This window comes from Limosilactobacillus pulli (assembly GCF_947381555.1).
GTDB classification, from domain to species: Bacteria; Bacillota; Bacilli; order Lactobacillales; family Lactobacillaceae; genus Limosilactobacillus; species Limosilactobacillus pulli.
Window position 1 is genome coordinate 1 of sequence record NZ_CANCWQ010000004.1, and the last position, 21,258, is coordinate 21,258.

Genomic DNA, 21,258 nt, shown 5'->3' on the forward strand with positions numbered 1-21,258 from the left:
ACTGGCGAACTCCAATTGAGATCTTCTTGCTTAATCTGCGTCATTAAATTTGTTCAAGTTATTTATTGCAATCTGCCCCTCTTAAAAGATTGTCTTGTTGATTAGTCGAACCGAATTATAGCCGCTTGACATAATAAAGCAATAGCAATCTGGTAAAAAACGTGTAAATTTATTGGCAATGAATCTAATCAACAGAGCTTGTCGTGATCAACGGCTGGATTGAAGAGCTCCTCATCCTTGCCACGCTGACATTCGGCTTGCAGCGTGGTATGGCTGATTTGATACTTGTCATGTAGAATTTTTTCAACCTGTAGATAGATCTTTTCAACTTCGCTAAGCATCATATCATGGCAGTTTAAGTGAGCCGAAAAAACGATGCGGTGCTCATCGATTGTCCAGGCATGCACGTGATGAACGCCAACGACTCCAGGAACCTGCAGCAGATCGTGCTTGATGGCGTCATAATCCAGATCAGGTGATGACTGCATCAGAATGTTTAAAGTCTGCTTAATGATTGGCAAGGCTTCTTTGGCGATGTAGAGTGCAACTAGGATCGTCAGGGTTGGATCAAGCCAGGTGACGTTGAAAAACATTAAAATAATCCCGCCAAAAATTACGGCAATTGAAGATAAGGCATCACTTAAGACGTGCAGATAGGTTGCCTTGACGTTTAAGCTGTCGTGACTGCCACTGTGCAAAAGCAATGCCGAAACCAGGTTGGCAGTCAAACCGATAATAGCCACGATCAGCATGATGCGGCCGTTGATGTGTTCAGGATGGCTGAAACGCTTAACGGCTTCTACGATCAGAGCAATCGAAACCACCACTAAAAAGATGCTGTTGGCCATGGCAGAGAGAATTTCAGCGCGGCGATAGCCATAAGTACGATGTTGATTTTCAGGCCGACTAGAGATGGCCTGTGCAAAATAACCCAATACGATTGAAATTGAATCACCCAAGTTGTGAAAGGCATCTGATAAGAGGGCCAGACTGCCTGATACCAGTCCACCGATGATTTCAACAACGGTAATCAATACATTGAGTAGCGTGACGATCAAGAAACGCTGCTTGGAAACGTTTGGTCGTTCCATAAATTATTCCCCCACCTTAAAAAAACAGCTAAAAATAGATTTAGGTATTCCAAATTGCATTTTTATGATATGTTATAATCTAATTAGTTTCAATATGGAAAAATACATGGTTAAATGCTCAACGACACTTACTGCCGCTGATTTTTAGGAGGAAGCTGCACAAAACATGACCCCGATGAAAGAAGACTATCTAAAGATTATTTTTGAGCTGGGTGGAGGCTATAAAAAGGTTTCCAACAAGGAAATTTCACTGGGATTGGGCATCGCAGCCGGTTCAGTTACAGAAATGATCACCAAGCTGACGGAAGAAGGGCTGGTATCTCATGAACCATATGATGGGATCGCTCTGACGCCGGAAGGGATTAAGCATGCGGCTGAATTGGTTAGAAAGCACCGACTTTGGGAAACGTTTCTGGTTGATGATCTGCACTACAGCATGACCGACGTTCACCCCGAAGCTGAGGTTTTGGAACATAATACCAGTGATCGCTTGGCAACGGCATTGGATGCCTTTTTAAATCATCCCAAGTACTGTCCACATGGGGGCGTAATCCCAGCAGCCAATGGCAAGTTTGACAATGTCAGCCATCGACTGTTAGCCGACGCCAAGGATGGTGAGACGGTTGTCATTGAGCGCTTCTTGGACAATCATGAGCTGCTGATTTACTTAAATGAAGTTGGCCTTAAGCTCCATGCCAAGGTAAAGGTCATCAAGCACGAGCCGTTTGAAGGGCCGATTTTGGTTGAGTGCCTGGATAACGGCAAACAGCTGAGTATCTCATATAAGGCTTCGCATAATATTTTCGTTAATCAGGAATTTTTGCAGAACTAGACAAAACGGATCTTTGAGTCTGGGTTTGATGCGGCAGTATCCGCATTGAACCCTTTTGTCATTTTATTCGTGATTATGCATCAAATCAGAAATGGATGGTTGAAAGTGGAAAGCAAGAATGAAAAAAATCTTGCCATTACTGCATGTCTGCTAGCGGGAAGGTTGTTGATCGAAAATGGCTCAAACATGGAGCGCGTCAATGACACGATGCGGCGAATGGCACAAAGCGCTGGCTTGAAAAAATTTGAGGCTTTTACAACGATGACGGCGATCGTTACCTGTGCTGAGCATCGGCCTAATACGCAGGTAATCGATATTCACCAGCGAAAATTGAATCTTAATAAGGTAGCGGCCGTCAACAGCTTATCAAGGCAATTTGCGGATCATAAAATTGATCTGATTGAGCTTTACGATGGCTTAAAAAAGGTTGATCACCAGCCACAGCAGACCTCAGATTTTATTCAATGCGTTGCGGCCGGTGTATTAAGTTGGGCCTTGACGATTGTTTATACCGGTAATGTTCATGATTCGCCATTTGCAGCACTGATCGGTTTTTTGAGCTATCTGGTCTATCTGATGTTGGGTAAGCATTCTAAGGCAAAGTTCGTCAACGAGTTTTGTACCTCATTGGTGATTGCGATTTTTGCCGTAGCCTTCGTTAAGCTGCATTGGGCCAATGATATCAACGACATTATCATTGGCTGCGTCATGCCGCTGGTTCCAGGCGTACCATTAACCAATGCAGCCCGCGATCTGATGTCGGGGGATCTGATCAGTGGCACGTCGCGAGCGGTTGAGGCCACTTTGACGGCAATTGCCATTGGCTGTGCGATTGTTTTGGTGCTGCGCTATGTTTAAGAGGTAGAATCAATCATGGAAAATTTTTGGATTCGATTGGTCTTTGAATTTGTCTTGGCCGATCTTTCGACGATCTGTTTTGGAATCTTGCTAAACGTTCCCAAACGAGCTTATCATTCTGCCGGTGCAATCGGTGGAGCCAGCTGGGCCTTTTATTGGATCATCTATTATCAGCTGCATCTTGGCCTGGCATTGAGCAATCTATTGGCAGCGATTATGATTGGTATCTTGAGTATGGCAGCAGCTCGCTGGCAAAAAATGCCGATGATCATCTTTAACGTTCCAGCACTGGTGCCATTGGTTCCTGGTGGCCAAGCCTATAAAATGGTGCGTTATTTTGTATTAGGCAGCAATTCAACAGCGTTGGTTTATCTTTATCAAGTGTTGGTGATTGCCGGTGCGATTACCTTGGGCTTTGGCCTGGGCGACCTGATCAACCGATTGATATTTTCGGAACGTCACTTAAGTAATCGCTAGAATGTGATATAATAAAATTTATTGTGGCTGATGCCATGACAAGATCCTACAAAGGGGCTTTAAAAATGCTGATAGGACAAGATCCGAATCGTTGGAAACGATTCATGGTAAGCTTTGTGTTATTTCTGATCATTGCTGGCATGGTAATGAGCAATTCGATGATCCTGCAGGTACTGGACTCGGTTTTTCAGGCCTTATTTGGACCCAACCCTAATCACACGCCGAATATGACCTATCACTTGATGGTTGTGGTGGCATTTTTGGGGAGTCCAAAGATGGATATTGTCTGGATGCTGATTATTACTTTCTTTTTGTGGGGATTTAAGTATAAGGTGCCGGCACTTTGGGCATGGATGACTTTAATTGTTGGTGATCTGTTGAGTTTGATCATCAAGTACGTGGTCAAAAGAGATCGTCCACTGCAGCATCTGAGCCATGACAAGGGTTATAGCTTTCCTAGTGGGCATGTCGTGAGCTTTTTTTTGATAGCAGCAGTGCTGTTTTTGATTGTGGTGCCATTGATCAAAAAATCTGCGGTGCGGGTGATCTGCCAGCTTCTGCTGATTTTAGCCGTTTTTTTGGTGGCTGTTTCGCGCATCTATCTGTATGCCCACTATCCATTTGACACGGTGGGGGCAATGCTTTTGACTTATGCTTGGCTGCAGATTTCAGAAACGCTTTATCTGACGTTTGCTGGCGACGTTAAAAATCGCTGGAAAATGACGTCCAATTCGAAACTTTAAAATAAAAAACCCAGTGTCGTCCAAAATCGACACCGGGTTTTTTGATATATTTCCCAGGAAATGCTATTCAAAAAGATCATCGATCCATTCACAAGCCAGTTCAACCCAGTGAGCGACATGGGGTTGGTCAACATCATCATGATGGGCGACAATGGCATTGGCAATATCCATGCCGTGTGGTCCGTGCGCAAACACGTGCAGCTCTTGGGGAATCTGATGCTCTAGCAAGGCCTGACTATAATTGAGAGTATTTTGAACCGAAACGACTTGATCGGTAAAAGTCGTCCACATAAAGGTTGGGGCATTTTGCGCGTTAACATGCATCGAAGCGTTATAGTGTTCCGGCTCATCGGTCCATTGATTGCGAGTAGCTACGTCTTTGGGGAAATTGAGATTAAGATCAATAACTGGATAACCCAAAATAACGGCATTTGGTTTTAGAGTAGTACCGGGCATGTTGCTAGCTTTTCTCAGCCATTTTTCATGCCAGTAATCATTGTACAGTGCAGCAACGTGACCGCCGGCAGAAAATCCCATGATTGTCAGCTGATCGGCTTTGAGATGCCATTTTTCGGCATTATTTCTGATCATTGCCACAGCAAGTGCTAAATCAATCAAAGGATTTGGATAGACTGGCTGCCGTTCACTGGTGAAAGTATAGCGCAGAATGAATACTTGAAAACCGCTTGCTGAAAAACTCAGGGCAGTTTTTTCGGATTGCTCAACCGGAATGTGGGTCATTGAACCGCCTGGAACAAAGATCAGCGGCCGAAACTGCTGTACTGGCGACTTGGGAACCGGCGTCTGCAGATAGCCAGTTAGAGTCGCCTTGGTTTGATATTTATTGGTGCTTAGATTTTTTTGAATGATTTTCATTAAAAAAGACTCCTAAAAAGATCTTGGTAGGTGAAATTATAATGCAGAAACGATTACTTTGGTCAATTAAGACCCAACGTCTGCAAATTTATCAAGGTAGTAATGATGATTTGCAGGCAGTTTTAAAGCTGTTGAAAGATGATGAACTGGTTAGACTAAGCGGGCTGCAGCTGCCCAACGATCAGATGATACGCAGCTGGGCAGTCAGTAATTGGCTTAGTCAAAAGCAGCTTTTGCTGATTAACGATCAAAATAATCAATTAATTGGTTTGATTGGCTTATTCTCGATATATGCAGATGATGGTCAGCTGTGTTCAAAAATGGCAGCGCTGGGATATCTGCTGAAAAAAAGCTGCTGGGGAAATGAAATCATGACTGAGGCGTTGGCAAACGTCTTACCAGCATTGGCAAAAAATAGCGAGTTTAAGCTTTTGCATGCGGATGTGGCCAGCGAAAATATTCGCTCGCAATCTTTATTGAAAAAGCTCGGTTTCGATCAGGTCGGTAATGAAAACGGTTATTTAAAAATGGTTAAAGCTTTGTAATTACATGCATAAACTTGTTTAAATATTTACTTTAGTGTATAATCTTTTCGTTGTCGCAAATAAGCCAATTTGGGCAGATAGTCCAATCAATATGGTTTTTTTGCTTGAAATGCGCTAAAATGTTTAATCATGTTAAGTATACACACCTTATACTTTATCCATGAGAAATGTATAATAGGCGCTCGAAATTGTCATAGAGGAGGAATCCATTTACGATGAGTGGAGAGGCAAAGAAAGGCGGCGCGGAAAGTCAGACAATGCCTGGCAATTCCGGCCATATGAAACGGACGCTGCAGACTCGGCATCTGTCGATGATTGCCCTGGGTGGCTCGATTGGTACCGGGATGATGATTGCCAGTGGCTCGGCAATCTCAACGGCCGGACCTGGTGGGGCTCTGGTAGCCTACAGCATGATGGGGATCATGGTTTACTTTTTGATGACCAGCCTGGGTGAGATGGCTACCTACATTCCGCTGACGGGATCGTTTGCCACTTACTGTACCAAATTTGTTGATCCGGCGCTGGGTTTTGCCATGGGCTGGAACTATTGGCTGAACTGGGTGATTACGATTGCTGTTGATGCCGTTACTTCAGGGGTCATTATTCAGTTCTGGTGGCCTAAGTTTCCCGAGTGGATTTTTAGCGGCTCTGTTTTGCTGGTAATCTTTTTAATCAATTATCTGTCAGTACGCTCCTATGGTGAGACCGAGTATTGGCTGTCAATCATCAAGGTCGTAACGATTGTAGTCTTCTTGATCGTTGGTTTCATGATTATTTTTGGGATCATGGGCGGTCAAGGACCAATCGGCCTAAGGAACTTCCACTATAAGAAAGCGCCATTTGTCGGCGGCTTCCCAAGCATTCTGACCGTCTTCTTGGTGGCTGGGATGTCATTTCAAGGGACTGAGCTGGTTGGGATTACGGCTGGCGAGTCCGCAACGCCGGAAAAATCCGTGCCGAAAGCCATTCACTCGACTTTCTGGCGGATCTTGCTATTCTATATCCTGTCAATTTTTGTGATGGCCTGCATTTTGCCATATACTGACAAGAACCTGTTGAGCAGCAACGTTCAGGACGTGGCAATGTCGCCATTTACGATTGTCTTTAAGCGGGCAGGTTTAGCGGCTGCTGCCAGTGTGATGAATGCCGTTATTCTGACGGCCGTGATCTCGTCAGCCAACTCAGGCTTGTATGCTTCAACGCGGATGCTATTCTCACAAGCACGTGAAGGTTATGCTTGGAGAGGCTTTGGCTACGTTAATAAGCGGGGGATTCCAATCTACGCGCTGCTGGGGACGATGGCGGTTTCGTTGGCTATCTACCTGTTGCATTTTGTCAGTACCAACGCCTATAACTACCTGATCGATGCTTCCGGGCTATCTGGTTTTATTGCCTGGCTGGGAATTGCAATGGCTCACTATCGGTTCCGGCGGGCCTTTGTTGCCCAGGGACATCAACTGAGTGAATTAAAATACCATGCCACGCTGTTCCCGTTTGGGCCAATCTTTGCTTTCATATTTTGTATGATCGTCATCGTTGGCCAAAACATCCCAGCCTTCATCCATCTGGATTGGGATAACATTTTAATCACCTACATGGCAGTTCCGATCTTTTTGATTTTGTTCATCTACTACAAGGTTCGCTACAAGACGCGTCTGCTTTCGTTGCAGGAAGCTGATCTATCACGTAGTTCGCGTGGTGAAAAGTACATTACTGCTGACGGTAAGGAAATTAAATAGAAAAATTAAAACTTGCTTAAAATCAAAAGTGAGTTATAATCAATTAATATGTAAAAGAGAAGAGGTGCGAGTCTCATTAGTAGACTAGGCTGGATGCTTCAGAATCAATGCCTGGCTGAAAGGGTTGCTCGCCGAAACGCGCTTTGACTGAAGACCTTGCGCGTTGGGCCGTAGTCAAATAGATTACGGACTGTCGCAGAAAATTCTGCGGGGCGCTTCCATGATTGATTCAACAATTACGAAGTCAAGTTGAGTCGACAAGCAGGGAAGACCTTGCTTGCCGGCTCTTTTTGTTTGCCTTTCTCGCCAGTAAATTTGAGGAGGATTTTTTCATGAGTGAAAACGGTCATGAAGGCAATACGGGTCATATTCAGCGAACGCTGCAGACTCGGCATCTGTCAATGATTGCTCTTGGCGGTACGATTGGGACGGGGCTTTTTATTGCCAGTGGTTCGGCGATCTCAACAGCCGGGCCAGGTGGTGCATTGGCCGCCTATGCCATTATGGGGATCATGGTTTATTTTTTGATGACCAGTCTAGGAGAAATGGCCACCTACATTCCGGTATCAGGCTCATTTGCCACTTATTCAACTAAGTTCGTTGATCCGGCACTAGGCTTTGCTATGGGCTGGAACTACTGGTTTAACTGGGCAATTACGATTCCAGTTGACGTTACGACGGCTGGGCTGGTTTTCCAATACTGGCTGCCTCATTTCCCAAGTTGGCTGTTCAGTACGTTTGTCTTGATTGCTATTTTTCTGATCAACTATCTGTCGGTGCGCTCTTATGGTGAGACTGAGTATTGGCTGTCTTTGATCAAGGTCGTAACGGTCATGATTTTCTTGATCGTTGGGGTCTGCATCATCTTTGGAATTATGGGCGGTCAAGGACCAGTTGGTTTAAAGAATTTCCATTACAAGGATGCACCATTTGTTCATGGTTGGTCAGGCATTTTAAGCGTGTTCCTGGTGGCTGGTTTCTCATTTCAAGGGACTGAATTGATTGGGATCACGGCAGGTGAAGCCGCTACGCCAGAAAAGTCGGTCTCCAAGGCGATTCACTCAACTTTCTGGCGGATTTTGCTGTTCTACATCTTTGCCATCTTTGTGATTGCCTGCATTCTGCCATACACCAACAAGAACCTGTTGAACTCAGACGTACAAAACATTACGATGAGTCCATTTACGATTGTCTTTAAGCGAGCAGGGATGGCGGCTGCTGCCAGTGTTATGAACGCGGTTATTTTAACGGCTGTAACCTCAGCGGCCAATTCTGGTTTGTATGCCTCAACGCGGATGCTGTTCTCACAAGCACGAGAAGGTTACGCTTGGAAGATCTTTGGTTATGTTAATAAGCGGGGAATCCCGATCTATGCACTGCTTGGTACCATGGTTGTTTCTTGTCTGGCTTATCTGACACAGTTTATCGGACCAGAAGCTTATAACTACCTGATTGGTGCTTCTGGGCTGTGCGGCTTTATTGCCTGGCTGGGGATTGCTATTTCGCATCTGCGGTTCCGGCGTGCTTTCATCGCACAAGGCCACAAGGTCAGTGAGCTGAAGTATCATGCCACGCTGTTTCCATTTGGCCCGATCTTTGCGTTGATTTTGTGTGTGATCGTTATGTGTGGTCAAAACATCGATGCCTTTATCAAGATGGACTGGTCAAATATTGCCATTACCTACATGGCTGTACCACTGTTTTTGATCTTGTTTATCTACTACAAGGTTCGCTATAAAACACACGTGATTCCGCTCAAAGATGTTGATTTATCGCGGAGCAACAATAGCGAATCATTTGTTCCTGAATCTGAAAACGAAGCTAAGTAGTCAAAAAATCCTCGTCAAATTGGCGAGGATTTTTATACGTTGCTTTAAAAAATATTTTATAGAGTAAAATCCTTGATCAGATTGCTTTTACGATGCAGGACAACATTAATGATAGTTTGTTGAAAAATATTTTACTCACGATTACGGTCCAAAGATGATACAATGTAGCTCGTGTCTTTTTAGAAAAACAAAGCAAAGGGGTAAATGGAATGATTGTACTGGCGGGAACCATTGGTGCAGGTAAGACCAGCTTGACGCGGATGCTGGCTGACCATTTAGGAAGTCAGGCTTTTTATGAGTCGGTTGATGACAACGAGATTTTACCGCTTTTTTATAAAGATCCTAAAAAATATGGCTTTTTGCTGCAGATCTACTTTTTAAACAAACGGCTGGCCGAGATTAAGAATTCGTTTGATAATGACTTAAACGTCTTGGATCGCTCCATCTTTGAGGATGCCTTGATGTTTCGATTGAATGCGGATCTTGGCCGGGCCACTCAGACCGAGGCCGATATCTATGCCTCATTGTTGAATAATATGATGGAAGAGCTGCCGCAAGAAGTGCATACCAAGGCGCCAAGTCTTTTGATTGGGATTCAGGTATCGTTTGAGACGATGCTTAAACGGATTAAGAAGCGCGGTCGTTCGTTTGAACAGCTCGAAAATGATCCTAGTCTGTATGAATACTATCGTGAGTTGAATCAACGCTATGTTGACTGGTATGCCAGTTATGACGAAAGTCCCAAGATGCTGATTGATGGTGATCAGCTTGATTTTGTTGAGGATCCCAAGGCTGCTGAACAGGTTTTGACGATGGTTGACGACAAGCTGGCGGAGCTGCAGCTAAAATAAAGCAGCTTGACAAAGCTAAGTTGGACATATATAATAACTTTGTTAGTTATATGTCTGGCATGGAGGATTAGCTCAGTTGGGAGAGCATCTGCCTTACAAGCAGAGGGTCACAGGTTCGAGCCCTGTATCCTCCATTTTTTATGCTTTACTTGCGGATGTGGCGGAATTGGCAGACGCGCAAGATTTAGGTTCTTGTATCTTATGATGTAAGGGTTCGAGTCCCTTCATCCGCATTATTATCAAACGGCTGTCCCGAAGCAAGGTACAGTCGTTTTTTGATTTATTTTGCATCTAATCGCTGATATAGTTGTTCTTAGAAGTTTTAATCGGGAAAGGAAGCCATAAAAATGATCACGTTTGGTCGTTATCGCCTTTCATTCTCAAAAGCCTTGACGTTTGGGTTCTTGATCGTGATTGCGATCGGTACGCTGCTTTTGATGCTGCCGATTGCCGTCAAGCCTGGCGAGGATTCATCGTTTATGACGGCATTTTTTACCGCAACCAGTGCAACCTGCGTGACTGGTTTGACGCTGGTTGATACGGCGACTCATTGGTCCTTATTTGGTCAACTGGTAATTACAGCTTTGATTGAGATTGGCGGATTGGGTTTTATGACGTTTGCGATCATGATGTTTTTGTTTGCACGTCAAAAGATTAGGCTTTCAGCACGTCTGTTGGCTCAAGAATCACTGAACTTGCAGTCGCCAGCACAGATTACTATTGTAAATCTAATCGTTGGCCTTTCACTGATTATTCAGGTTTTAGGCGCGCTATTGCTGTGGCCTGATTTTGGTCGTCGGTTTGGCTTGGTCAAAGGGTTATGGTACAGTATCTTTCATTCAATCTCAGCTTTTTGTAACGCTGGTTTTGATCTGTTTGGCAACAGCCTGGCATTATTTGCTGATGATACCTATGTCTTATTTATCATGGCAGTTTTGATTATTGCCGGCTCATTTGGTTTTTTAGTTTGGCGAGATCTATTGCTTTATCGAAAAAAGCATCGGTTGTCGCTGCATACTTCACTGGCATTGTCGACTGGCGTAATTATCCTAATATTATCGCTGATGAGCTATCTTTTAACTGAAGATAATCTGGCGGCCCAGTTTCCGCACATGTCGGTTGAGTACCGTTTTATTAATACTATTTTTATGGCAATCACACCGCGGACAGCTGGTCTGACGACTTTTTCCTATCGAAATCTTTCACCAGCTGGCATTGCGGTCACGGTGATTCTGATGTTTATTGGCGGTACGCCTGGTTCAACGGCTGGCGGGATCAAAACGACTACGGTTGGGCTATTGACGCTGCAGAGCATTGCCACTTTAAAAGGTCAGCGCGATACGGTTTTTGGTAGACGACGCTTTAAAGAAGAAAATATTTTTCGGGCACTGACGCTGGTTTTTGTTGCTTTTGCAATTCTTGCCGCGGCCATCTTATTGTTGTGTCTGACGCAGCATTTGCCAGCTGATTTTACTTTGGAAGACATTATTTTTGAAGTTATGGCTGCTTTTGGAACGACAGGTATCAGCATGGGGGTCACGCCACATTTGAATTTATTTGGCAAACTGATCATTATGGCATTGATGTTTATCGGTCGGGTTGGAATTTATACCGTAATGTTTACGATTTTAAATGCTCATCCAAAGCAAAAGAACTATCGCTATCCGGAAGAAGGGGTTTTGATTGGCTAATAAAAACAACTATGCAGTAATTGGCATCGGCCAGTTCGGCAGTTCGGTCTGTGAAACTTTGGCCGAGGCACATCAGGACATTTTGGCAATTGATAAAAACGAAGATGTCGTGAATGAATATGCCAATATGGTAACGCGAGCAGTCATTGCCGATGCTCAAGATGAAGAAGCGATGCGCGAGCTTGATCTGGGCAGTTTTGACAACGTCTATATTTCAGTAGGCAATATCCAGGCCAGTATCATGGCAACCTTGATTGTTAAGGAATTAGGTGCCAGAAACATTATCTGCAAGGCTGAAAATGAAAATCACGCGCGGGTGCTGGAAAAAATCGGCGCTGACTATGTCGTACGGCCAGAGCGTGATATGGCCAGACGAATGGTGTTTCATCAGTTGCATTTAAATATTGCCAACTATTTGATCTTGAATCATGAGCTGACGCTGGCTGAAATCGAAGTTAAAAGCAGTGATTTTTGCGATCATACGCTAAAAGAGCTCAATTTGCGCGATACGTATCAAGTCAACGTGATTGCCATTGTCAGTGGTGAGCAGGTCAACAAACTGCCACAAGCCGACGACATGCTTCGTTATGGCGATCATATCTCAGTCGTTGGGGATGTCGGAGCAATTCAAAAGCTCAGTTCGGTAATCGCTGATGAATAATCAAATCATAAAAATAGCGTTGCGAAGGCTTTATAGTCCAACACAACGCTGTTTTTTGATATTAATCATCAATACCGGATATTCCGTGACGAGCTTTTAATGCCCAAAGAATCGAAACGGTATCGATCACTTCTTGCAGCATTGCCCCAATAAAGGCAGGAATGATGCCAAATGCGGCAATCAGCATCAGGGTTGTACAAATACCGATACCGATCAAGACGGCCTGTTGAGCGATACGCATGGTTTCTTGTGAGATCGTAACGGCAATGGCAACCCGGTTCAAGTCATCTTTAACGATTACCAGATCCGCTGATTCACTGGCTGCAGTAGATCCGTGAGCACCCATGGCGATCCCAACATCGGCAGTTGCCAGCGCGGGTGCATCATTGACGCCATCACCGACCATTACGACAGGACGACGATCTTCAGGAACGTTTTTTAAAGCGGCAATTTTTTGTTCGGGCAATAGGTCAGCTTTCACCTCATGGATACCGACCAGCTTAGCAACATGCTGAGCAATAGCTTTTTGATCGCCAGTCAGCATAACCAGGTGCTTAACGCCTAGCTGACGCAGCTGTTCCATAGTACGTGGCGCTTCAGGACGAATCTGATCTTGGAAAATTACACAGCCCCAGTACTGATCATCTACACTAACATAGATTGCGGTCTGTGACAGCGGCTTGTGGGTCGTATCCGGGTCAGCAAAGAGCAGCTTGCCGACCTTGACTTGTCGGCCGTCAACGATTGCTGAGATACCGTTGCCGACGACTTCTTTTAGCTCACTGGCAGAACTAAGCGGAATCTGGTGTTCTTGGGCATAGGCAACGGTTGAACGGGCAAGGATATGTGGCGACTGTTCCTCGGCGCTGGCGGCAAAGTGCAACAGTTCCTTAATGTCGACTCCCTCGGCAGGCTCAAGATGATCAACGGTCAGCTGGCCGCTGGTAATCGTACCGGTTTTGTCAAAGGCCATTGTTTTTGGATGCGCCATTTTTTCCAGGACGCTGCCAGTTTTGATGATGATCCCGCTGCGTGAGGCCCGACTCATCCCCGAAACGATGGCAACCGGAGCAGCTAAAATCAGCGGGCATGGTGAGGCGACAACCATTACTTGAGCAAAACGGCTGGGATCTTTGCTGATGATCCAAGCAATGCCGCCAATTACAAGTGCTGCCGCAGTAAAGGGAACGGCATAGCGGTCTGCCAAACGGACAAAGTGAGCAGGGGTGTTCTCCGCTTCTTTAACCAGGGCCACCAGCTTTTGATACTGACTGTCACGCGCTAATTTAACTGCTTTAATGACGATTGCCTGATCGCCGTTTAGCGAGCCTGACATTACCTGATCGCCAACCTGCTTATCGATTGGCTTTGATTCACCGGTCAGCGATGATTCGTTGACTTGTGTATTGCCTTTAATGATCTCACCATCAATTGGCACCAGCTCGCCAGGCTTAACGATGATCGTATCGCCAACCTTAACCTGGTCGACATGCACGTCTTCGATCTGCTCGTTTATCAGCCGGTGAGCAGACTGCGGTGAGTTGTCAAGCAATGCCTTAAGCTCAGAGTTGGCCTTACGAGAGGCATAGTCTTCCAAAGCATCGCCGCCGACCAGCATTACTAATATCACCATGGCGGCCCAATACTCACCAACGCTTAGGGTGGAGACAACGGCAATGATTGCCAGCAGGTCAACGCCATAGCGACCATTTTTGAGAGTGTGGATCATCTCAATCAGCATCGAAAGCGCGATCCCCGCCCCCACGATGGTTACCAAAATCTGGGCAGCAAGCGCCTGCTTAAAAACGTATTGCAGGAGAACTGCTACTAAGGCGACAGCTAAAATCATGAACAATTTCTGTCGATGCGAAAATTTTTTCATAATTTTCAGCTCCTTTCTCCAAATTTTGTCTTAATTATAACGCTGTTTAGTAATCGCTTCCAGATGTCAGCCTGAGTGAATATGCTGAATTGGTTTCATAAAAGAAGGAATTAATAAATATCGGAATAATTAACGAAAATATCAAATTAGTATTGACATTAAACGTTTTTATCGGTAATATATATAACTGTTGATACGATATCAGCAAAATTAAACAGCAGTTGCGGAAGTAGTTCAGTGGTAGAACATCACCTTGCCATGGTGGGGGTCGCGGGTTCGAATCCCGTCTTCCGCTTGATTCCATTATTTTTATGCACCCATAGCGCAATTGGATAGAGTGTCTGACTACGAATCAGAAGGTTGAAGGTTCGACTCCTTCTGGGTGCATTGATCGGGAATTAGCTCAGCTTGGTAGAGCGCTTCGTTCGGGACGAAGAGGTCGCAAGTTCAAATCTTGTATTCCCGATTCATATAAACATTATGCGGAAGTAGTTCAGTGGTAGAACATCACCTTGCCATGGTGGGGGTCGCGGGTTCGAATCCCGTCTTCCGCTTGAATTGAATATTCATTATGCACCCATAGCGCAATTGGATAGAGTGTCTGACTACGAATCAGAAGGTTGAAGGTTCGACTCCTTCTGGGTGCATCTCTTGCGGAAGTAGTTCAGTGGTAGAACATCACCTTGCCATGGTGGGGGTCGCGGGTTCGAATCCCGTCTTCCGCTTTTTTTGTTGCGTGAAATAAAAACTCCAGTCTCAAGGCATGAGATTGGAGTTTTTTCTCACTCTTTTTTGTGTTTTGAGTCAAGAAACTATTACTCGAGATCGTTTGAATTGGTAATCAATTGTCAAAGTAAAGTGGACTCAAACAAGATGATGGTGTTAGTCATTATTACGGTAGACACACTGACCCTTAAACCAGGTTTCTTTTGCACGGACTTGAGTCAGCTCGTCTGCTGGTACGGTAAAGATATCCTTGTTGAGAATGACGAAATCAGCCGACTTGCCAACCTCCAGTGTTCCATTATGAGTAAAGCCGCCAATCTCAGCTGCCCATTTGGTATAACCAAGAATGGCCTGAGGGACACTGATTGCTTCTGCTTCATTAACCACGTCATCATTGGCTGCGCGGCGTGTCACAGCTGCGTAGATACTGTAAAACGGGCTGTCTGGTTCAGCCCATGGCGTACATGGCGCATCGGAACTTAACGTCGTCAGTGCATTGGAATTAAGCATCGATTTGATTCGATAGGCCTGCTTGAACTGCTCGGGAGTCAGGTAGGTACGATATGACTCGTCTTCAGCAAAGAAAAAGATTGGCTGCGTAGAAAGTCCATAGTGCATCTTAGCGTGATTGATTTGATCAAACATCTGATCGCTCAGCAACGAGGCATGTTCGATTCGAATCGAAGGCATGTCATCCAGCCATGGCTCCATATTGCAGGTTGTATCCAAAACCAGCTGAATTGCTGCATCGCCCATTGCATGAATGGCCGCCTGCAGATGATGCTTTTTGGCAAATTCAACCGCAGTTTTTAGCTTCGCCTGATTGGTCAACAAGACACCGCGCTTGCCGGATGGGTAAGGAATCGAATTATCTGCAGTCTCACCAGAGATGCTGCCATCCATAAAGATCTTGATACCGGCGACTCTTAGCTGATCGTTGCCAACTGGTTCCAGACTTTGACCTGGATCCAGCTCATCATATACATAATAAATCGAAGCGCGTGGAGTAAAACCTCGTTTAACGGCATCTTGATAAAGCTGCAGCGTGGTGTATGGCTTTAAGCGTCCCATCATCTCACCGATGGCTACAATGCCGTTTTTAAGATAGTGCGTTGAACTGTTGACCATATTTTGGACATCGCCGGCATAGCTTTGAGCCGATTTGGCACGAATCAGCAGCTGACTGGCAGCTACCTCGCGCATAAAACCATTGGGACGCCCATCGGCAAAGTGCTCAATCTTACCACCCTTGGGATCCGGCGTATCTTTATCAATGCCAGCTAGTTCCAAGGCTTTAGAATTGCCGACCGATGAGTGACAATCAGACCGATAGATGAAAATTGGCTGTTCAGTCGTAACCTGATCAAGATCATCAACGGTTGGTGAGCAGTGCTCAGCTAATTTGGTTTCATCAAATCCCCAGCCTTCGATCCAGACATCGGGTCCTTGACCAAGCTGTGGCGACTGTTTGAGTGCAGTGATCATTTCTTTGATGCTGTTGACATTGGGTGGCGTGCAGGCCGTACCATGAAGAGCATCGGCAATATATTTTGGATGGGTATGACAGTCAATTAAGCCTGGCAAAACGGTCTGCTGATGCAGATCAATGGCGTCTGGATCATCAATCTGATCAGTCTGGCCAATCCAACTGATGCGGCCGTCTTTGACTTTAAAGGCAGTAGTAAAATCAGTCTCGCTGGTACCGACAAAGATCTTGCCGTTGACAAAGGTTTGTTCCATGATTGTTTCCTCCGTATCATTTTTGGTAGCGGTAACATTATAATAATCCGCTTATTGAACTGAGACAACCAACGAAAATTAAAACTGGATATTAATGGTAATTATGTCTATAAAATCAATCGTAGCATCTTGCCGATTTATACTTTTTAACCATCTTGAAAGCCTTTGCTTATTTTTGATAAGTGTATATCTGCACAAATCAAAAATAATTTTGAAAGTGCTTTAGGTAGCTGTAAACGCCTTGATTACGCCTAAATAGCCACTTTCTAATTAAATGGTCTAGTTTAAATGTGCAAACATTCACTTTCCAAATGGAGCTGAATCTGCTAAGATAGTGGCTGTAAAGGAAATCTAATGATTGCAAAGGAGATTTTGCTCTATGAAAGCTGCTGTTATTCGTGAAAACTGTGATGGTTTCGTTGACGTCAAGGATGTAACGCTGCGTGACCTGAAGCCAGGTGAAGCACTGGTTGACATGGAATACTGTGGTCTTTGCCACACTGACCTGCACGTTGCTGCTGGTGACTTTGGCAAGAAGCCTGGTACGATCATCGGTCACGAAGGTGTTGGCCGTGTATCCAAGGTTGCTCCTGGCGTTACCAGCCTGAAAGTCGGCGACCGGGTATCCATCGCTTGGTTCTTCAAGGGCTGTGGTCACTGTGAATACTGTCTGACTGGCCGTGAAACGCTTTGCCGCAACGTTCTGAACGCCGGCTACACTGCTGATGGTGCCATGGCTGAACAATGCATCGTACCTGCTGACTATGCAGTTAAGGTACCAGAAGGCCTGGACCCAGTAGAGGCTACTTCTCTGACTTGTGCCGGTGTTACGATGTACAAGGCTCTGAAGGTTTCCGGCATCAAGCCAGGTCAATGGGTATCAATCGTTGGTGCTGGTGGTCTGGGTAACCTGGGTATCCAATTTGCTCACAACGTATTTGGTGCTCACGTTGTTGCCGTTGACGGTAACCCTGACAAGCTGGAAGCTGCCAAGAAGGAAGGCGCTGAAGTCCTGATCAACCGTCACGACGGCAATGTTGACGAACAGATCCAAGAAAAGGTTGGCGGCGTTCACGCAGCTGTTGTTACGGCCGTTACGCCAGCTGCCTTTGACCAAGCTGTTGACTCTCTGCGTCCAGATGGCAAGCTGGTTGCCGTTGCCCTGCCAAAGGGTGACATGCAATTGAACATTGCTAAGACGGTTCTGGATGGGATCGTAGTTGCCGGTTCTCTGGTTGGTACTCGTCAAGACTTGGCTGAATGTTTCCAATTCGGTGCTGAAGGCAAGGTTCACCCAATCGTTAAGACTCGCAAGCTGGAAGAAATCAACGATATGATTCAAGAACTGAAGGACAACAAAGTGGTTGGCCGGAACGTCGTTGACTTCGTTCACAACAAGTAATCGAATAATGGCTGGGATAAGCAGTTCCTGGCAATCCTAAAAATAAGGTTCACCGCTGTTTTAATAGCGGTGGACTTTTTTGATTCTTTCGCCCAGATATTTTCAAGTATATATGGTAGAATTAAGGTCAATATTAGTCAGATGAAGAACGAGGGGGCGAAACTTTGGAAGACCGCAGTATATCAGATGTTATTGAGGCATACCTCAAAGAGATTCTTGGTAACTCAGAACAGATTGAAATTCGTCGCTCGGAGGTTGCCAATCATTTTGACGTGGTACCTTCACAGATCAATTATGTAATTAAGACTCGCTTTACTCTGCAGAATGGCTATCTGGTGCAAAGCAAGCGTGGCGGTGGCGGCTATATCCGGATTGAGCGCATTAATCTACTGGATGATGTTGACGTCTTGGATATGCTGATCAATGCGATTGGTGATTCGATCAGTGAACGCGATGCCTTCGATGTCATTAGAACCTTATATGAAGAAAAAGTCGTTACACGACGCGAGGGTGATCTGATGATGGTGATGGTTGCCAAACAGACCTTGAAACTGGATAGTCGGGTTAAGGAAAATCAGCTGCGGGCTCGGGTCCTAACCTCGCTGCTGAACCGACTGCGTTTTGAAAGCTAGAGAGAAAGAGACGGTGATTTAATGGACAATAATTCATACACCCGAAGTGCACAAAACGTTTTGCAGATTGCCCAAGAACAGGCACATTACTTTAAGCATCAGGCCGTGGGGACCGAACATCTGCTGCTGGCTTTGAGTATGGTTTCCAATAGTATTGCCGGCCGTGTTTTAAGTCAATTCAACATTACCAGTGATGACATCAGAGAAGAAATTGAAAGTCTGACCGGCTATGGCACGATGCAAGAAGTTGATCGCGATACCTACCTGCCGGACTCACCCAAGCTGCGCAGTATTCTGGCACTGGCTAGCCAGATGGCACAACGACTGCAGGCTCCTCAGATTGGCACTGAGCATTTATTGCTGGCACTTTTGAGTGATGACGCAATTTTGTCGTCACGAATTTTGAACAATCTAGACGTCAACCCTAAGCAGGCGCGGCGGATTCTGTTAAGACGATTGGGAATTGCTGAAAATCAGCAGCGACGTGCGCCAAGGCGACGTCCAAGTGAAGACGATAGCAGTGATGGTGAGGTTCAGGGGACGCCAACGCTGGATAAGCTGGCGCGCGATCTTACTCAGATTGCGCGTGGTGGCGGCATGGATCCGGTAGTTGGCCGTGATCGTGAAATTAAACGAGTCATTCAGATTCTCAGTCGGCGAACCAAAAACAACCCAGTTCTGATTGGTGAGCCTGGGGTTGGTAAAACAGCGATTGTTGAAGGCCTTGCTGAACGGATCGTAGCCGGTCGGGTTCCCGAAGAGCTGGCTGATAAACGACTGATGATGCTGGATATGGGATCTTTGGTTGCCGGTACCAAGTATCGTGGTGAGTTTGAGGATCGCCTGAAAAAAATCATTAACGAGATTTACCATGATGGTCATGTGATTTTATTCATCGATGAACTGCATACCTTGGTTGGAGCTGGTGGTGCCGAAGGGGCAATTGATGCCTCAAACATCTTAAAGCCAGCCCTGGCCCGTGGTGAACTGCAGACGATCGGGGCTACGACGCTTGATGAGTATCAAAAATACATTGAATCAGACGCAGCCTTAGAACGACGTTTTGCTACGGTTCAAGTCGAAGAGCCGACTGCAGAAGATGCATTAAAGATTCTAAAAGGTCTGCGGCCAAAATATGAGGAGCATCATCATGTCAAAGTTGACGATGAGGCACTTGAAGCAGCCGTTAAACTGTCGACGCGCTATCTGACGAGTCGTTTTCTACCGGACAAGGCCATTGATTTAATGGACGAGGCGGCAGCCATGGTCCGGATTGAGGCTGAAGAAAAGACGTCGCCCCTGGCAGGTGAGCAAGCCAAGCTGCGTCAGTTGGGTGAAGAAAAAGAACAGGCCATCGAGCAGCAAAACTTTGATCGAGCGGCTCAACTCAGGCAGGCCGAATTAACCATCAAGGCCCGGTTGGCTGAGGAAGAAAAGCGACGTCAAGAGCAGGCTGACCAATATCAGCTGCATGTTGGCGCCGAAGACATCGCTAAGGTAGTTGCGGAATGGACGGGTGTGCCATTGACGCAACTGCAGAAATCAGAAAGCGACCGTTTGATCAATCTGGAACACGTGCTGCATCAGCGCGTGATTGGTCAAGACGAGGCCGTTTCTGCGATTGCACGCTCAATTCGACGGGCACGCAGCGGGCTTAAGGATCCCAACCGTCCCATTGGTTCATTTATGTTCCTTGGTCCTACTGGTGTCGGCAAGACTGAATTGGCTAAGGCATTGGCAGAAGCGATGTTTGGTTCGGAAAACAACATGATTCGCGTTGACATGTCTGAATATATGGAAAAATACAGCGTCAGTCGTTTGATTGGCGCAGCACCTGGCTATGTCGGCTATGATGAGGGTGGCCAGTTGACAGAAAAGGTTCGTCAGCATCCATACAGTGTCGTATTGCTTGATGAGGCCGAAAAAGCTCATCCAGACGTATTCAATCTGTTGCTGCAGGTTTTAGATGACGGCTATCTGACGGATTCTAAAGGGCGGCGCGTAGATTTCCGCAATACGATTTTGATTATGACTTCCAACCTGGGGGCAACACAGCTGCAAGACGAAAAGCAGGTTGGCTTTGGTGCTTCGGATATGGCTCATGATTATCAGGCAATGTCGTCTGCCATCAAACAGCAGTTGAAGCTGCATTTTAGACCCGAATTCTTGAACCGAATCGATGAAACGGTAATCTTCCATTCATTGAATGAAAAAGAACTGCACCAGATTGTCAAGCTTTTGGCCGGTAAGGTCACGAAACGGATTGCTGAACGTGATATTAAGCTGCGCTTTACGCCGGGGGCAATTGACGTGATTGCCAAAGCTGGCTATGATCCCGAATACGGAGCACGTCCATTGCGGCGCGCCTTGCAAAATCTGGTTGAAGATCCGCTTAGTGAGGCTCTGCTGGCCGGCTCGGTTCAAGGCGGCGATGAGGTTGTGATTGGATCGCATCAAGGCAAGATTACCCTTAAGGATAAGCGCGGGGATGCCAAACCGGAATTGATTGCGTTGCCTTAAAAAACGTTGTTCTCGATAAATAACCTGATAGACAAATCTTAAAAGTCATTAAATCACCATTTACCAAAATGGGATTTGGTGACTTTTATTTTAGCGAATTGGTAACCCAAACTTGCAAGAACTGGCTTTTCGTGTGAGAATTACTTTGACTAATATGGGAAAC

At 45.7% G+C, this 21,258-nt stretch carries 17 protein-coding genes, 8 tRNA genes and 1 riboswitch; of the genes, 21 read left to right on the forward strand and 4 right to left on the reverse strand.

Annotation, left to right across the window (positions count from 1 at the left end):
* Nucleotides 1-188: 188 nt before the first annotated feature.
* A complete protein-coding gene (locus QOS03_RS01950) occupies nucleotides 189-1,091 on the reverse strand; it encodes a cation diffusion facilitator family transporter (RefSeq protein ID WP_283575180.1) in 903 nt (300 codons plus the stop codon).
* A gap of 166 nt (nucleotides 1,092-1,257) precedes the next feature.
* Between QOS03_RS01950 and QOS03_RS01955 the strand changes: the two genes are divergently transcribed.
* From QOS03_RS01955 to QOS03_RS01970, 4 genes are all read left to right on the forward strand, one after another.
* Nucleotides 1,258-1,923, forward strand: coding sequence for a metal-dependent transcriptional regulator (locus QOS03_RS01955; protein WP_169462086.1), 666 nt, complete (start codon nucleotides 1,258-1,260; stop codon nucleotides 1,921-1,923).
* A 75-nt stretch (nucleotides 1,924-1,998) separates the two neighbouring features.
* Nucleotides 1,999-2,781 (forward strand): threonine/serine exporter family protein, encoded by a 783-nt coding sequence (locus tag QOS03_RS01960; protein ID WP_408612057.1) that lies wholly within the window; start codon nucleotides 1,999-2,001, stop codon nucleotides 2,779-2,781.
* 15 nt (nucleotides 2,782-2,796) lie between these two features.
* Nucleotides 2,797-3,258, forward strand: a complete 462-nt coding sequence (locus QOS03_RS01965) for a threonine/serine exporter family protein (RefSeq protein WP_283575182.1) — start codon at nucleotides 2,797-2,799, stop codon at nucleotides 3,256-3,258.
* Nucleotides 3,259-3,323: 65 nt separating this feature from the next.
* Nucleotides 3,324-4,001, forward strand: a complete 678-nt coding sequence (locus QOS03_RS01970) for a phosphatase PAP2 family protein (protein WP_283575183.1) — start codon at nucleotides 3,324-3,326, stop codon at nucleotides 3,999-4,001.
* A gap of 63 nt (nucleotides 4,002-4,064) precedes the next feature.
* Here QOS03_RS01970 and QOS03_RS01975 read toward each other — a convergent pair whose 3' ends face one another.
* Entirely contained in the window at nucleotides 4,065-4,877 is an 813-nt protein-coding gene (locus QOS03_RS01975; RefSeq protein WP_283575184.1) for an alpha/beta hydrolase, read from the reverse strand.
* A gap of 41 nt (nucleotides 4,878-4,918) precedes the next feature.
* On the opposite strand from QOS03_RS01975, the gene QOS03_RS01980 reads away from it, so the two are divergent.
* The 8 genes from QOS03_RS01980 to QOS03_RS02015 all read left to right on the forward strand — a co-directional run bounded on the left by QOS03_RS01980 (nucleotide 4,919) and on the right by QOS03_RS02015 (nucleotide 12,193).
* Nucleotides 4,919-5,422, forward strand: a complete 504-nt coding sequence (locus tag QOS03_RS01980) for a GNAT family N-acetyltransferase (RefSeq protein WP_283575185.1) — start codon at nucleotides 4,919-4,921, stop codon at nucleotides 5,420-5,422.
* A 257-nt stretch (nucleotides 5,423-5,679) separates the two neighbouring features.
* Nucleotides 5,680-7,161 (forward strand): amino acid permease, encoded by a 1,482-nt coding sequence (locus QOS03_RS01985; RefSeq protein WP_283575228.1) that lies wholly within the window; start codon nucleotides 5,680-5,682, stop codon nucleotides 7,159-7,161.
* 51 nt (nucleotides 7,162-7,212) lie between these two features.
* A riboswitch (Lysine riboswitch) is annotated at nucleotides 7,213-7,387 on the forward strand.
* Between the two features lie 106 nt (nucleotides 7,388-7,493).
* Nucleotides 7,494-8,990, forward strand: coding sequence for an amino acid permease (locus QOS03_RS01990; protein WP_283575186.1), 1,497 nt, complete (start codon nucleotides 7,494-7,496; stop codon nucleotides 8,988-8,990).
* Between the two features lie 209 nt (nucleotides 8,991-9,199).
* A complete protein-coding gene (locus tag QOS03_RS01995) occupies nucleotides 9,200-9,841 on the forward strand; it encodes a deoxynucleoside kinase (RefSeq protein ID WP_272209500.1) in 642 nt (213 codons plus the stop codon).
* A gap of 61 nt (nucleotides 9,842-9,902) precedes the next feature.
* Nucleotides 9,903-9,975: transfer RNA gene (locus QOS03_RS02000), tRNA-Val, on the forward strand.
* 17 nt (nucleotides 9,976-9,992) lie between these two features.
* Nucleotides 9,993-10,074, forward strand: a tRNA-Leu gene (locus tag QOS03_RS02005).
* A gap of 114 nt (nucleotides 10,075-10,188) precedes the next feature.
* Nucleotides 10,189-11,532: a TrkH family potassium uptake protein gene (locus QOS03_RS02010; protein ID WP_283575187.1), complete on the forward strand. Its 1,344-nt coding sequence runs from the start codon at nucleotides 10,189-10,191 to the stop codon at nucleotides 11,530-11,532.
* On the forward strand, nucleotides 11,525-12,193 hold the full coding sequence (locus QOS03_RS02015; RefSeq protein ID WP_283575188.1) for a potassium channel family protein: 669 nt from the start codon (nucleotides 11,525-11,527) through the stop codon (nucleotides 12,191-12,193). Before QOS03_RS02010 ends, QOS03_RS02015 begins: the two co-directional genes overlap by 8 nt.
* A gap of 61 nt (nucleotides 12,194-12,254) precedes the next feature.
* On the opposite strand, the gene QOS03_RS02020 is transcribed toward QOS03_RS02015, so the two are convergent.
* Nucleotides 12,255-14,075 (reverse strand): heavy metal translocating P-type ATPase, encoded by a 1,821-nt coding sequence (locus QOS03_RS02020; RefSeq protein WP_283575189.1) that lies wholly within the window; start codon nucleotides 14,073-14,075, stop codon nucleotides 12,255-12,257.
* Between the two features lie 223 nt (nucleotides 14,076-14,298).
* Between QOS03_RS02020 and QOS03_RS02025 the strand changes: the two genes are divergently transcribed.
* The 6 genes from QOS03_RS02025 to QOS03_RS02050 all read left to right on the forward strand — a co-directional run bounded on the left by QOS03_RS02025 (nucleotide 14,299) and on the right by QOS03_RS02050 (nucleotide 14,800).
* Nucleotides 14,299-14,370, forward strand: a tRNA-Gly gene (locus tag QOS03_RS02025).
* An 18-nt stretch (nucleotides 14,371-14,388) separates the two neighbouring features.
* Nucleotides 14,389-14,462 (forward strand) — tRNA-Arg (locus tag QOS03_RS02030).
* 5 nt (nucleotides 14,463-14,467) lie between these two features.
* A tRNA-Pro gene (locus QOS03_RS02035) sits at nucleotides 14,468-14,541 on the forward strand.
* Nucleotides 14,542-14,557: 16 nt separating this feature from the next.
* A tRNA-Gly gene (locus QOS03_RS02040) sits at nucleotides 14,558-14,629 on the forward strand.
* Nucleotides 14,630-14,648: 19 nt separating this feature from the next.
* Nucleotides 14,649-14,722, forward strand: a tRNA-Arg gene (locus QOS03_RS02045).
* Between the two features lie 6 nt (nucleotides 14,723-14,728).
* Nucleotides 14,729-14,800, forward strand: a tRNA-Gly gene (locus QOS03_RS02050).
* Between the two features lie 157 nt (nucleotides 14,801-14,957).
* Here QOS03_RS02050 and QOS03_RS02055 read toward each other — a convergent pair.
* Nucleotides 14,958-16,541, reverse strand: coding sequence for an amidohydrolase (locus tag QOS03_RS02055; protein ID WP_283575190.1), 1,584 nt, complete (start codon nucleotides 16,539-16,541; stop codon nucleotides 14,958-14,960).
* A gap of 379 nt (nucleotides 16,542-16,920) precedes the next feature.
* On the opposite strand from QOS03_RS02055, the gene adhP reads away from it, so the two are divergent.
* The 3 genes from adhP to QOS03_RS02070 all read left to right on the forward strand — a co-directional run bounded on the left by adhP (nucleotide 16,921) and on the right by QOS03_RS02070 (nucleotide 21,095).
* A complete protein-coding gene (gene adhP / locus QOS03_RS02060; RefSeq protein WP_283575191.1) occupies nucleotides 16,921-17,943 on the forward strand; it encodes an alcohol dehydrogenase AdhP in 1,023 nt (340 codons plus the stop codon).
* Between the two features lie 164 nt (nucleotides 17,944-18,107).
* Nucleotides 18,108-18,575 carry a CtsR family transcriptional regulator gene (locus QOS03_RS02065; protein WP_283575192.1) on the forward strand — a complete coding sequence of 156 codons (468 nt, stop codon included), beginning with the start codon at nucleotides 18,108-18,110 and terminating at the stop codon, nucleotides 18,573-18,575.
* 21 nt (nucleotides 18,576-18,596) lie between these two features.
* On the forward strand, nucleotides 18,597-21,095 hold the full coding sequence (locus tag QOS03_RS02070) for an ATP-dependent Clp protease ATP-binding subunit (protein ID WP_283575193.1): 2,499 nt from the start codon (nucleotides 18,597-18,599) through the stop codon (nucleotides 21,093-21,095).
* The last annotated feature ends 163 nt before the right edge of the window (nucleotides 21,096-21,258 follow it).

What these genes read in the sequence shown, in the direction of transcription:
- QOS03_RS01985 (WP_283575228.1), top strand. Translation starts at nt 5,680, where the DNA reads ATGCCTGGCAATTCCGGCCATATGAAACGGACGCTGCAGACTCGGCAT.
- QOS03_RS02055 (WP_283575190.1), bottom strand. Translation starts at nt 16,541, where the DNA reads ATGGAACAAACCTTTGTCAACGGCAAGATCTTTGTCGGTACCAGCGAG.
- QOS03_RS01955 (WP_169462086.1), top strand. Translation starts at nt 1,258, where the DNA reads ATGACCCCGATGAAAGAAGACTATCTAAAGATTATTTTTGAGCTGGGT.
- QOS03_RS02020 (WP_283575189.1), bottom strand. Translation starts at nt 14,075, where the DNA reads ATGAAAAAATTTTCGCATCGACAGAAATTGTTCATGATTTTAGCTGTC.
- QOS03_RS01970 (WP_283575183.1), top strand. Translation starts at nt 3,324, where the DNA reads ATGCTGATAGGACAAGATCCGAATCGTTGGAAACGATTCATGGTAAGC.
- QOS03_RS01995 (WP_272209500.1), top strand. Translation starts at nt 9,200, where the DNA reads ATGATTGTACTGGCGGGAACCATTGGTGCAGGTAAGACCAGCTTGACG.
- QOS03_RS02010 (WP_283575187.1), top strand. Translation starts at nt 10,189, where the DNA reads ATGATCACGTTTGGTCGTTATCGCCTTTCATTCTCAAAAGCCTTGACG.
- QOS03_RS01980 (WP_283575185.1), top strand. Translation starts at nt 4,919, where the DNA reads ATGCAGAAACGATTACTTTGGTCAATTAAGACCCAACGTCTGCAAATT.
- QOS03_RS01975 (WP_283575184.1), bottom strand. Translation starts at nt 4,877, where the DNA reads ATGAAAATCATTCAAAAAAATCTAAGCACCAATAAATATCAAACCAAG.
- QOS03_RS01990 (WP_283575186.1), top strand. Translation starts at nt 7,494, where the DNA reads ATGAGTGAAAACGGTCATGAAGGCAATACGGGTCATATTCAGCGAACG.
- QOS03_RS01950 (WP_283575180.1), bottom strand. Translation starts at nt 1,091, where the DNA reads ATGGAACGACCAAACGTTTCCAAGCAGCGTTTCTTGATCGTCACGCTA.
- QOS03_RS01965 (WP_283575182.1), top strand. Translation starts at nt 2,797, where the DNA reads ATGGAAAATTTTTGGATTCGATTGGTCTTTGAATTTGTCTTGGCCGAT.
- QOS03_RS02070 (WP_283575193.1), top strand. Translation starts at nt 18,597, where the DNA reads ATGGACAATAATTCATACACCCGAAGTGCACAAAACGTTTTGCAGATT.
- QOS03_RS01960 (WP_408612057.1), top strand. Translation starts at nt 1,999, where the DNA reads ATGCATCAAATCAGAAATGGATGGTTGAAAGTGGAAAGCAAGAATGAA.
- adhP (WP_283575191.1), top strand. Translation starts at nt 16,921, where the DNA reads ATGAAAGCTGCTGTTATTCGTGAAAACTGTGATGGTTTCGTTGACGTC.